Here is a 12,738-nt window from a genome sequence, read left to right as displayed (position 1 = left end):
AGCACTTAGAAGCTAAGAGTGCTAATGAGAGGTGAGAAAGATGTTAACACAGCGACAAAGTGATATTTTACGTCTGATCATCCAAAACTATACGAGTAGTGGGGTGCCCGTTGGTTCCAAAACGTTAATGGCGGAAGGAGTCGAGGCAAGTCCAGCGACGATCCGTAATGATATGAAAGCTTTAGAGGATGAAGGTCTACTTTTAAAGACACATTCTTCTTCTGGACGTATACCGTCTGCGCTAGGTTATCGTTATTATGTGGATCATCTGTTACGACCTGCTCGTGTAGCAAATGATGATTTGCACCAAATTCGACAGTCTTTAAACAAGGAATTCCATGAAATCAACGAAATCATCAAACAATCAGCTGAGATTTTATCTGAGTTGACTAGTTACACTACTTTTTCGTTAGGACCCGAGATTAAAGATCGCCGTTTGACCGGTTTTCGCATCGTGCCATTGAACAGTCGTCAGGTGATTGCGATCGTGGTGACTGATAATGGGAACGTTGAAAGTCAGGTTTTTACTCTTCCTGAAAACTTAGGTAGTCAGGACTTAGAAAAAATGGTTCGTATTGTCAATGACCGTTTGGTAGGAGATCCGTTAGTGACGGTATACAACAAATTACGCACGGAGATCCCAATGATCTTGCATAAATATTTTCAAACAACGGAAGGGATGTCAAATCTCTTTGATACGGTATTGAGTCATGCGTTTGAAGATAAAGTTTATGTGAGTGGCCAAATGAACTTATTGGATTATGAGCCGTTGCAAGATGTGGATCAGTTCAAGTCAATGTTTTCATTTATGACGGATTCCTATGAACTGACACAGATGATCGTACCGATGGATAGCAAGATACATATCAAAATCGGTTCGGAAATAGGCAATGACCTATTGCAAAATATGAGTATGATCCAAGCAAGTTATGAAATTGTCGGCCATGGACGTGGAACCATTGCATTGCTAGGACCAACTAGTATGCCATATTCCAAAATGTTAGGCCTTGTCGATGTCTATCGAAAAGAATTGGCGCACAAACTCGCTGATTATTATCGCACACTTGATCGCTCGGATTTTTAAACAATCACAAAAGTGACTGATCGTTTTTTCGATTTGAGCGATCAAGCATCTGACTGAATAATGAAAGGAAGACTGCATCATGAAAGAAAACCATGAAGAATTAGATCAGGAATTGAATGATACGCAGCTAGATCCAGAAACGGAAGAAGTAGAAGTTTCAGAAGTGGAAGAAGAAGCAAATGAACTTGCAAATCTCCAAGCTGAATTTGATGAAATGGAAGACAAGTTTTTGCGTGCGAGAGCAGAAATCGCTAATATGGCAAATCGTGGTAAAAACGAACGAGAGCAATTGCAAAAATATCGTTCACAAGATTTAGCCAAAAAATTATTACCTTCGATCGACAACTTAGAACGTGCTTTAGCAACAGAAGTATCTGATGAGCAAGGTGCAAGTTTGAAAAAAGGTATCGAGATGGTTCTTGAAAGTTTGAAACATGCATTGAAGGAAGAGGGCATCGAAAAAATCCCTGCAAAAGGTGAACCTTTTGATCCGACATTGCATCAAGCAGTTCAGACCGTGCCAGCAACAGATGAATTACCTGCTGATACGATCGTTGAAGTGTTACAAGAAGGCTATAAATTACATGACCGCGTATTGAGACCGACAATGGTTATCGTTGCGCAATAAAGTCATGATGGAATAGAAACAAACAACTTAGTAATAAGATAAGGAGACGTTGATTATGAGTAAAATTATCGGAATTGACTTAGGTACTACAAACTCAGCAGTAGCTGTATTAGAAGGAAATGAAGCAAAAATCATTGCAAACCCAGAAGGAAACCGTACAACACCTTCTGTTGTGTCATTTAAAAATGGTGAGATCCAAGTAGGGGAAGTAGCAAAACGTCAAGCAGTAACAAACCCTAATACGATTTCTTCCATCAAACGCCATATTGGTGAAGCTGGTTATAAAGTGGATGTTGAAGGTAAATCATATACACCACAAGAAATCTCTGCAATGATCTTACAATACATCAAAGGATTCGCAGAAGATTATTTAGGCGAAAAAGTAGAAAAAGCAGTTATCACTGTTCCTGCATACTTCAACGACGCACAACGTCAAGCAACTAAAGATGCTGGTAAAATTGCAGGTTTAGAAGTAGAGCGTATCGTCAATGAACCGACTGCGGCAGCGCTAGCTTATGGTTTAGACAAAACAGATCGCGATGAAAAAATCTTAGTATTTGACCTTGGTGGTGGTACATTCGACGTATCGATCCTTGAATTAGGCGATGGCGTATTCGACGTATTATCTACTGCTGGAGACAACCATTTAGGTGGAGATGACTTTGATAACAAAATCATTGATTATATGGTTGCTGAATTCAAAAAAGAAAATGGCATTGACTTAGGTCAAGATAAAATGGCTTTACAACGTTTGAAAGACGCTGCTGAAAAAGCGAAAAAAGATCTTTCAGGTGTTTCAAGCACTCAAATCAGCTTGCCATTTATCACAGCTGGCGATGCTGGTCCATTGCACTTAGAAATGACATTGACTCGTGCAAAATTTGATGAATTGACAGCTGACTTAGTGGAACGTACGAAAGTTCCTGTACGTCAAGCATTGAAAGATGCTGGTTTGTCACAATCAGAAATCGATGAAGTGATTTTAGTCGGTGGTTCAACGCGTATTCCTGCGGTTGTTGAAGCTGTAAGAAAAGAAACAGGAAAAGAACCAAACAAATCAGTAAACCCAGATGAAGTTGTAGCGATGGGTGCGGCAATCCAAGGTGGCGTGATCACTGGTGATGTAAAAGACGTTGTTTTACTAGACGTAACACCATTATCATTAGGTATCGAAACGATGGGTGGCGTATTTACAAAATTGATCGATCGTAATACAACAATCCCAACAAGTAAATCACAAGTATTCTCAACAGCTGCGGATAACCAACCTGCGGTAGATATCCATGTATTACAAGGGGAACGCCCAATGGCTGCGGACAATAAAACATTAGGTCGCTTCCAATTGACAGATATTCCAGCTGCACCACGCGGTATCCCTCAAATCGAAGTAACATTCGATATTGATAAAAATGGTATCGTAAATGTATCTGCTAAAGATCTAGGTACACAAAAAGAACAAAAAATCACGATCAAATCTTCTTCAGGTCTAACAGACGAAGAAATCGAACGCATGGTGAAAGATGCTGAATCTAATGCAGAAGCAGATAAAGCACGTAAAGAAGAAGTGGATCTACGTAACGATGTCGATGCATTGCTATTCTCAGTTGATAAAACCTTGAAAGAATTAGAAGGTAAAGTTGACGAAGAAGAAGTGAAAAAAGCTGAGGCAGCTCGTGACGAGTTGAAAGCTGCAGTAGAAGCAAATAACATCGAAGAAATGAAAACAAAACGTGATGCGTTGAACGAAATCGTGCAAAACTTGACAGTTAAATTATATGAACAAGCGGCACAACAACAAGCTCAAGAAAATCCTGAAGCTGCCCAAGGCGGAGCGGATGATGTCGTAGATGCTGATTTTGAAGAAGTCGATGACGACAAAAAATAATCAGTTCATTTAGTTTCACTTAAAGAGATCAAGTCCCGCTTAGAATAAGCCGAAGAATTCGAAAATAGCTTCTCATATTTTCGCGATTCTTCGGCTTATTTCCGAGGGAATAATCTTGTATCACTTTATTTTATAGAGTTTAGAAGCATCGCTAGTGTAAAGAAACAAGTCATCAATTATGATTTTTCTTTGGATCAAGAAGAGAAATATTTTCTTTTCTTCATGCCATAGAAATCAATGATCGATTTTTTCTTCTTTAGTCGATACTTCGAAATTTCCGGTTTTTGTTTCGATCAAAGTGTGATATGATAACAAACGACGTGGAAATGAAGAGAACCAATAGGAGGAAAGCCTATGGCAACAAAACGTGATTATTACGAAGTCTTGGGGCTGTCAAAGGGAGCTTCAGAAGACGAAATAAAAAAAGCTTATCGAAAGTTATCAAAGAAATACCATCCAGATATCAATAAAGAGCCTGATGCTGATGAAAAATTCAAAGAAGTTTCCGAGGCTTATGAGATTTTAAGTGATCCACAAAAACGTGCGGCTTACGATCAATACGGACATGCCGGAACTGATCCTAATTATGGCGCAGGTGGCGGCGGCTTTGGTGGCTTTGGCGGCTTCTCCGGTGGTGGAGCTGGCTTTGGTGGATTTGAAGATATTTTTGATTCGTTTTTTGGCGGTGGTGGAAGATCTGTTGATCCAAATGCCCCTCGTCAAGGATCAGATCTACAATATACAGTCAATTTATCCTTCGAAGAAGCAATCTTTGGGGTAGAAAAAGAAATCAAATACAACCGTGAAGAAATATGTCACACGTGTAGCGGAAATGGTGCAAAACCAGGAACACAACCGACGACTTGTCATAAATGTCATGGTTCTGGAACGATCAATGTGGAACGTCAAACGCCACTTGGTCGTGTGATGAGCCGCCAAACTTGTGATGTGTGTCGAGGCACTGGGAAAGAGATCAAAGAACCATGTCCAACTTGTCATGGCTCTGGTCATGAGAAGAAAGCACATACGGTCAAAGTGAATGTACCAGCCGGTGTGGAAGAAGGACAACAAATGCGCTTAGCAGGACAAGGTGAAGCAGGCGAAAATGGAGGCCCATTCGGAGATCTATATGTGGTCTTCCGAGTAGAAGAAAGTGATATCTTCGATCGCGATGGCTCAGAGATCTATTATGAGTTACCATTAAGCTTCGTGCAAGCGGCATTAGGCGATGAAGTACAAGTGCCAACTGTTCATGGGGATGTCAAATTGAAAATCCCTGCTGGTACGCAAACGGGAACGAACTTCCGTTTACGTGGCAAAGGAGCGCCGCGTTTACGTGGTGGTTCTACAGGGGACCAACATGTACGTGTGAAATTGATCACACCTAAAAACCTCAATGAGGAACAGCGTGAAGCTTTACGTGCGTTTGCTAAAGCAGGCGGCATGCATGTTCAAGAGCAACAAGAAGATGGTTTTTTTGATAAAGTAAAAGATGCGTTTGGCGGAAAAAAACGTAAATAAATACAAAAAAAGATAGACGATCATACGTCTATCTTTTTTTTGATGAAGTTGCAGTGGAGAAGAAATTGAGATAGAAATCATCAAAATTCTCTATCACACCATCTTTTCTTAGTTCTTGATCGGAGAATAACTGGCGATTTTTTCCAAATGGATCAATGGCGATGATCGTACCGATATTTGCACGCTTGGCTGCTAAAAGTCCAGAATAAGCATCTTCAATGACCAAGCAGTCTTTTGGTTCAAGAGCCAATTTTTGGGCAGCTTTGATAAAGATATCAGGTTGTGGTTTACCTGGAAAAGTATTATCATCGTAAACGACTTGGTCAAATTCAAACCATCGCGCTAAATCGAAAATCTCGAAATAAAATTCAACGTTTTCTTTGACTGTCGCTGTAGCGATGGTGATCGGGATATCCTCCTCTTTCAATATATCCAAAGTACCGATCAATCCCTGCGTAAGCACTAAATCATCCGGTTTTTCTAAGCAAAGAGTGCGATAATATGCCTCTTTCTCGTTTGATAGTTTCTCGACTTCTTCCTTAGATAAAGTAGGTGAGATAAAATAATTCAATATCTCGCTATTGGTACGTCCATGGATATTTTTAACAATGTCTTCATCAGAAAGCTCTTTTTTAGAATAATGATGGATCATTTGGACCCAAGCCGCTTCATGTAAATGGGAGTCTTGGAACATCGTCCCGTTAAAATCAAAAATAATTCCTTTCATACGTTCACTCCTAAAGTTCATTTTCTAGCGATTCCGCTAATTTTATTTGGACATATTGCGAATAATGATCTTTCACATGTGACTTGATGTGTGGATCAGTAATCAATAAATCGAAATCATGTAATTGATAAAAGATATAAAAGTCATCGCGATTAAATTTTTGGTGATCCACTAATAAGTATTTATTTTTCGAATGGTTCAATGCAATTTGTTGGGCTTCGCCTTCTTCAGTACTATAGGTTGAGATTGCTTCATTATGCACACCGTTAGCGCTGATAAAAGATTTGGTGAACTTCAGTTTTCTGAGGTTATCGTTGGTGATGGGGCCGACAAATGCACCAGTGTTTTTTCGAAAATCGCCACCGATCAACAAAATTTCGGGAACTTCTGCTTGGGCTAACACTTCAAAAACGGCATAATTATTCGTAATGATCCGCAATTTTCTGTGGATCAAGTGAGAAGCTAATAACTCGATCGTCGTTCCTGGGCCCAAAAAGACTGTATCGCCTTCATTGATCAACTGTGCAGCAGTTGCTGCAATCTGTTGCTTTTCTTTGATTTGCATGACTGATTTTTCTGTATGTGATAATTCTTGGTCGAGGGTATAGGTAAGACTTTGAGCCCCGCCATGGATACGCAATAATTTTCCTGACTTTTCTAGCTCATCCAAATCTCGACGAACGGTCATATCAGAGACATTCAATTGTTCGATGATCTCACTGACCGTTAAAATTCCTTTTTTATTCACCATCTCACTAATTGTTAGTAAGCGCTCTCTTTTTAACATCTAATCACTCCCAATTCACAAATAATCTACCATAGAATAGAATGGAGGTCAACAAAAACAAACATGTGCAAACAAAAATAATCAACCTAAACAAACAATTGCCACTTTTATTTTAAATAAATGCAATTTTTTGATTGAATTTGTTTGTTTTTGTTGACAAATGTTTTGGATGCGATTACAATTCGTGTTGTCATATAAATTAGTAGACAAGAAGGTAGGGGAAGAGATGCTGAAATTACCAGAAGATTTTATTTTTGGCGGAGCAACAGCGGCATACCAAGTAGAAGGTGCAACAAAAGAAGGCGGAAAAGGTGAAGTTGCTTGGGACGAGTTTTTAGAGAAACAAGGAAGATTCAGTCCTGATCCGGCAAGTGATTTCTATCATCAATATGAAAAAGATATTGAATTATGTGAGAAGTTTGGTGTGAATGGGTTACGTTTATCCATTGCGTGGAGTCGTATTTTTCCTGATGGAACTGGGAAAGTCAATGAAGAGGGTGTGGCATTTTACCATAAGGTCTTTGCAGCTTGTGAGAAACATGGTGTACTTCCTTTTGTGACGCTCCATCATTTTGATACTCCGAAAGTTTTATTTGATCAAGGTGATTTTTTAAATAGAGACAATATAGAAGCATTTGTTGCATATGCAAAATTTTGCTTTAAAGAATTTAAAGAAGTGCGTTACTGGAGTACCTTCAACGAGATTTATCCAGTGGCAACGAATCAATATTTATTAGGGATTTTCCCACCAGGAATCACCTATGATTTTACCAAAATCATTGCTTGTTTGCATAACATGATGTATGCGCACGCAAGAGTGGTGAACTTGTTCAAGGACGAGGGATACGCCGGTGAAATTGGTGTGGTTCATTCCTTAGAAACGAAATATCCTGCATCGGACGCTTTGGAAGATCAACATGCAGCATTCTTAGATGATGCGTTGTCGATCCGTTTTCTCTTAGATGCCACTTACTTAGGATATTACTCTGATGAAACATTGTCAGCACTTGCTGAGATTTGTGAAGCGAACGACGCAAGTTATGAGTTTCCTGAAGAGGATCTGGCGGAGATGAAGCGTGCCTCACATCGTAATGATTACTTGGGGATCAACCATTATCAATGCCACTTTGTCAAAGCGTATCATGGAGAGAATGCGATCCATCATAATGGCACAGGGGACAAAGGAACTTCTATTTATAAAGTAAAAGGAATTGGGGAACGGATCTATAAAGAAGGGATCCCTCGAACGGATTGGGACTGGTTGATCTATCCAGAAGGGTTATATGATCTATTGTTACGTATCAAGGAAGATTATCCCCACTACAATAAAATCTACATCACTGAAAATGGGATGGGATTCAAAGATCAGTTCGATGATGGTGTGATCATGGACCAACCACGGATCGAATATTTGAAAGTTTATTTAGAATCATTGAGCCAAGCTATATCTGCTGGAGTCAACGTGAAAGGCTATTTCCTATGGTCGTTAATGGATTTGTTCTCTTGGTCAAATGGTTACAATAAACGATACGGACTCTTCTATGTCGATTTCGAAACACAAAAACGTTACCCTAAAGAGTCCGCCTATTGGTACAAATTCGTCAGTGAAACAAAAACAATCATTTAAGTTGGAGGAATGGAAGATGAATAAAGAAGAATTGCAAATGTTAGGTTTTGAGATCGTGGCTTATTCAGGGGATGCACGTAGTACGTTACTCACATTATTAAGAGAAGTACGTCAAGGGAAATTTGATCGTGTGGAAGAAGCCTTGAAGGATGCAGATGAGAATTTGACATTAGCCCATAATTCACAAACGAAGATCTTAGCAGAAGAAGCTTCAGGAAAAGATATGGATATGGGATTTATTTTTATCCATGGACAAGATCACTTGATGACTACTTTATTGCTAAGAGATTTGATCCAAGATTTTATTGAGTTATATAAAAACAAATAATCACTAGGAGTGAAAAGCATGAATGGGATCATCAAGCAAATTGAAAAAGGCAAACCGATCTTTGAAAAAATCTCACGTAATATATACTTAGGTGCGGTCAGAGATGGATTCTTGACGGCTATGCCTGCAATTTTATTTTCAAGTATCTTTATTTTGATTGCGGCAGTTCCTGAGATTTTTGGTTTTCAATGGCCAGAAGGAGTATCGACCTGGTTATGGAAAATCTACAATTATTCGATGGGGGTCGTGGGCATATTAGTTTCTACAACTACTGCACGTTGTTTAGCTGAATCGATGAATCGGAGAATGCCGAAAAATAAAATCATCAATACCACATCGGTGATGCTTGCTTCTTTAGTTAGTTTCTTATTGTTGAGTGTCTCACCGATCGAAGGTGGTTTTTCAACGGAATATATGGGGACGAAAGGATTACTTGCTTCGTTCATCGCTGCATTTATTACTGTAAATATTTATAAGTTTTGTGTACGAAAAGATATTACGATCAAGATGCCAAAAGAAGTGCCAGGAACGATTTCTCAAACGTTCCGCGATATTTTTCCATTTTCATTTTCGGTCTTTGCCGCCGTGTTGGTCGACTTAGCTGCACGTAGTCTTTTTGGCATCTCTTTTGCAGAAGCCATCATCACTTTATTACAACCACTATTTACAGCAGCAGATGGCTATTTGGGGATAGCCGTGATCTGGGGTGCTATGGCATTTTTCTGGTTTGTTGGTGTGCATGGCCCATCGATTGTTGAACCAGCGATTGCAGCGATCATTTATGCGAATGTCGAAACCAATTTACAACTGTTTAATTCTGGGGAACAAGCTTCACATGTATTGACTGTTGGTTTAGGAAATTTTGTCGGAACGATGGGTGGAACAGGTGCGACTTTAGTCGTGCCGTTTATCTTTTTGCTGTTTGCAAAATCCAAACAGTTAAAAGCCGTTGGTAAAGCTTCAGTTATTCCAGTCAGCTTTGCTGTGAATGAGCCGTTGTTGTTTGCGGCACCGATGATTTTGAATCCGTATTTCTTTGTTCCGTTTTTATTGACACCGATTGTAAACGTTTGCTTGTTCAAGTTTTTTGTTGATGTGTTTGGAATGAATAGTTTCATGTATGTCTTACCATGGGCAACGCCAGCGCCGATTGGACTAGTTTTGGGAACCGGCATGGGGGTTTTGGCGTTTGTATTAGCAGCCGTCTTGATTCTCGTCGACTTTGCAATCTACTTCCCATTCTGTAAGGCGTATGATGCAACGTTAGTCGAGCAAGAAGCACGACAAGCAGAACAAGTAGCCATGCAAGAAAACGAAACAAAAGTGACTGTGACGATTCCGGCGAATGAAGTATTGGCAACAGAAGCGAGTTCTTTAGGTGATTCAGGAAAAGAAATCAATGTATTAGTTTTATGTGCAGGTGCAGGTACAAGTGCTATGCTTGCAAATGCCTTAAAAGAAGGAGCAAAAGAATTTGATGCACCAATCAGTGCTTTAGCAGGTGCTTATGGTTCTCATTACGAGATGATGGAAGACTTTGATATGATCGTCTTGGCGCCGCAAGTCCAATCTTACTATGAGGATATCAAGGAAGACACAGATCGTTTAGGGATTAAATTGGTTGCCACAAAAGGTGCAGAATACATTGGTTTGACAAGAGATCCTGAGAAAGCTGTTCGGTTTGTTTTAGATCAATTTTAAATCAAAGGAGAGATCGTTAAATGAACAAAGTAAAAGGTTGGCGAGTGTTGGTTGTCGGATTATTTGTTTCATTAGTCAGTGTAGTATTAGGCACAAAGCAAGTGGAGGCAAAGGAATTGATACGAGGAGCAGATATCTCGATATTAGCAGATATGGAAAAATCTGGTGCAGGATATTACGAAAATGGTGTGAAAAAAGATGCATTACAGATTCTAAAGAACAATGGCGTCAACTATGTTCGTTTGCGATTATGGCAAGATCCTTATGATGATCAAGGGAATTCATATGGTGCAGGCACGAATGATTTGAAAACAACGATTGCTTTGGCGAAACGTGCGAAAAACCTAGGATTGAAAGTGTTACTTGATTTTCATTATAGTGATTTCTGGGTGGACCCTGGCAAACAAAACCTACCGAAAGCATGGGGAAACTATAGCTTTGAGCAACTTGATGCAGCCTTATACGGTTATACGAAAAGTGTATTGACAGAAATGAAAAACAATGGCGTATATCCTGATATGGTCCAGATAGGTAATGAATTGAATAGCGGCATGCTTTGGCCACATGGGAAATCATGGGGGAAGGTGGTGGCGAGTTTGATCGATTAGCCACTTTCTTGAAGTCTGGGATTCGGGGAGTAAAAGAAACACAACCAGTCGACACGCCGATCATGCTACATTTAGCTGATGGTGGAGATACAGATGTATTTACTTGGTGGTTTGATGAGATTACAAAACGTGGGGTGGATTACGATTTGATCGGCCTGTCCTATTATCCTTATTGGCATGGCTCGATGAATGCCTTACAAACAACAATGAACACGATCAGTGCCAGATATGATAAAGAAGTCAATGTGGTAGAGACTGCGTATGGACACACAACTGCCAGTGCGGATAGTATGCCCAATGCTTTTGGACCTGAACAGGAAATTGCAGGAGGCTATGCGGCAACACCAGCAGGACAAAGAGAATATTTGAATGATTTGGTGACCCGTATCCAAACCGTGCCAAATGAGAAAGGAAACGGATTCTTCTACTGGGAACCTCTATGGTATAACGGTAATGTCTCTTGGGCAACAGCTGCTGGAATGAACTATCTAGGCGTACAATCTCAAACAGGAAATGAGTGGGACAACCAAGCGATGTTTGATTTCAATGGGCAAGCACTTTCCAGCTTAAAGGCGTTTCAAGAAGCCGGGAGACAGCAAAATCTTCTGAAAAATCCTAGTTTTGAAAATGACGGTTTCACGAACGCACCGTCCAATTGGTCGGTGTGGCGAGGCAATGGCGCAGCAATCGATACATTGAAAACTGAAACTGGTGGGTTTTCCGAAACGTATAAAGCAACCTTTTGGGATGATCAAGCGTATCAAATGTCGATATATCAAACGGTTAATGGATTAAGCAAGGGAACCTACACATTAACTGCTTATACTATGGCAGGCGGCGATTTGACCACTAGTCAGGTGTATGTCAAAAATCATGGTGGGAAAGAACTGAAGGCTTCGATCACTAAAAGTGGCGAGTGGACGAAGGTAACGATCAAAGATATCCCGGTTACTTCAGGCACGAGTGAGATTGGCATTTATGTTGATGCAAAAGCGCAAGGATGGGTATCGGTGGATCATGTAACATTCGTTAAAAATCAATAGTAAAAAGCCCCTAAGGACGCTTGGTTTTTCCAGACGTTCTTAGAGGCCTTTTTTAGTCGATCAGATATCTAATACTTTATCCAAGAAATCTTTCGTTCGCTCATTTTGCGGATTTTCAAAGATTTGTTGTGGTGTGCCATCTTCAAGGAAGTTGCCGCCATCTATAAACATGACACGGTTAGCGACTTCTTTAGCAAAGCCCATTTCATGTGTCACGATGACCATAGTCATTCCTTGTTTCGCTAATTTTTTCATGACATTCAATACATCGCCGACCATTTCTGGGTCCAAGGCTGAAGTAGGTTCATCAAAGAGCATGATATCGGGATTCATAGCTAATGCACGAGCGATAGCAACCCGTTGTTTTTGTCCACCAGATAAGTTATCTGGGTACATATCTTTTTTGTCTTCTAAACCAACTGTTTCTAACAATTTGATTGCTTTTTTCTCTGCTTCCTCACGAGAGAGTTTCTTTAGATCCATCGGTGCTAAAACGATGTTTTCCAACACAGAAAGATGTGGGAAAAGATTGAAATGCTGGAATACCATGCCAATATGTTGTCTTACTAAGTTGATATCTGTGTTTTTATCCATCAAATGAGCACCATCAATGATGATATCACCGGATGTCGGATCTTCTAAACGGTTCAAACAACGTAAAAAAGTACTTTTACCTGAACCAGAAGGTCCGATCACACAAACAACATCGCCTTCATTGATCGACACGTTGATGTCGTTCAAGACAGTGTTGTCTCCATATTTTTTTACAAGATGTTCGACTAAGATTTTTTCTGTCATC

General features: G+C 39.9%; 9 protein-coding genes and 3 pseudogenes. 9 read left to right on the top strand and 3 right to left on the bottom strand.

The features are described 5' to 3' along the window. Positions 1–40 precede the first annotated feature (40 nt). The 4 genes from hrcA to dnaJ all read left to right on the top strand — a co-directional run bounded on the left by hrcA (position 41) and on the right by dnaJ (position 5,118). Positions 41–1,084 (top strand): heat-inducible transcriptional repressor HrcA, encoded by a 1,044-nt coding sequence (gene hrcA, locus HZ311_RS01320; protein ID WP_023519830.1) that lies wholly within the window; start codon positions 41–43, stop codon positions 1,082–1,084. A gap of 79 nt (positions 1,085–1,163) precedes the next feature. Then, the gene (gene grpE, locus HZ311_RS01315) at positions 1,164–1,712 is read left to right on the top strand and encodes a nucleotide exchange factor GrpE (RefSeq protein ID WP_023519829.1); all 549 of its coding nucleotides are present in this window, start codon (positions 1,164–1,166) and stop codon (positions 1,710–1,712) included. A 55-nt stretch (positions 1,713–1,767) separates the two neighbouring features. Beyond that, on the top strand, positions 1,768–3,597 hold the full coding sequence (dnaK, locus tag HZ311_RS01310; RefSeq protein ID WP_023519828.1) for a molecular chaperone DnaK: 1,830 nt from the start codon (positions 1,768–1,770) through the stop codon (positions 3,595–3,597). Positions 3,598–3,951: 354 nt separating this feature from the next. Then, on the top strand, positions 3,952–5,118 hold the full coding sequence (dnaJ, locus tag HZ311_RS01305) for a molecular chaperone DnaJ (protein WP_010735219.1): 1,167 nt from the start codon (positions 3,952–3,954) through the stop codon (positions 5,116–5,118). Positions 5,119–5,146: 28 nt separating this feature from the next. Here the strand turns inward: dnaJ and HZ311_RS01300 are convergent, their stop codons facing one another. Then, complete coding sequence (locus tag HZ311_RS01300) at positions 5,147–5,845, bottom strand: HAD family hydrolase (RefSeq protein ID WP_023519827.1); 699 nt, start codon at positions 5,843–5,845, stop codon at positions 5,147–5,149. A gap of 10 nt (positions 5,846–5,855) precedes the next feature. Beyond that, a complete protein-coding gene (locus HZ311_RS01295; protein ID WP_023519826.1) occupies positions 5,856–6,632 on the bottom strand; it encodes a DeoR/GlpR family DNA-binding transcription regulator in 777 nt (258 codons plus the stop codon). Positions 6,633–6,858: 226 nt separating this feature from the next. Here HZ311_RS01295 and lacG point away from each other — a divergent pair, with 226 nt between their 5' ends. The 5 genes and pseudogenes from lacG (at position 6,859) to HZ311_RS01275 (ending at position 11,939) form a co-directional block, all read left to right on the top strand. After that, positions 6,859–8,259 (top strand): 6-phospho-beta-galactosidase, encoded by a 1,401-nt coding sequence (lacG, locus tag HZ311_RS01290; protein WP_137072532.1) that lies wholly within the window; start codon positions 6,859–6,861, stop codon positions 8,257–8,259. A gap of 16 nt (positions 8,260–8,275) precedes the next feature. Next, on the top strand, positions 8,276–8,587 hold the full coding sequence (locus tag HZ311_RS01285) for a PTS lactose/cellobiose transporter subunit IIA (RefSeq protein ID WP_010735223.1): 312 nt from the start codon (positions 8,276–8,278) through the stop codon (positions 8,585–8,587). Positions 8,588–8,605: 18 nt separating this feature from the next. Next, positions 8,606–9,890: pseudogene (locus HZ311_RS01280) on the top strand (PTS transporter subunit EIIC); the annotation flags it as partial. Between the two features lie 77 nt (positions 9,891–9,967). Continuing rightward, positions 9,968–10,288 (top strand): annotated as a pseudogene (locus HZ311_RS16015) (lactose/cellobiose PTS transporter subunit IIB); the annotation flags it as partial. Positions 10,289–10,308: 20 nt separating this feature from the next. Further along, positions 10,309–11,939, top strand: a pseudogene (locus tag HZ311_RS01275) (glycosyl hydrolase 53 family protein). Positions 11,940–11,999: 60 nt separating this feature from the next. On the opposite strand, the gene HZ311_RS01270 reads toward HZ311_RS01275, so the two are convergent. Next, on the bottom strand, positions 12,000–12,737 hold the full coding sequence (locus tag HZ311_RS01270) for an amino acid ABC transporter ATP-binding protein (RefSeq protein WP_019723724.1): 738 nt from the start codon (positions 12,735–12,737) through the stop codon (positions 12,000–12,002). Position 12,738 lies beyond the last annotated feature (1 nt).

The sequence above is a fragment of the Enterococcus mundtii genome (genome assembly GCF_013394305.1).
Lineage (GTDB): Bacteria > Bacillota > Bacilli > Lactobacillales > Enterococcaceae > Enterococcus_B > Enterococcus_B pernyi.
This window is presented reverse-complemented; position numbering and strand designations above follow the sequence as displayed.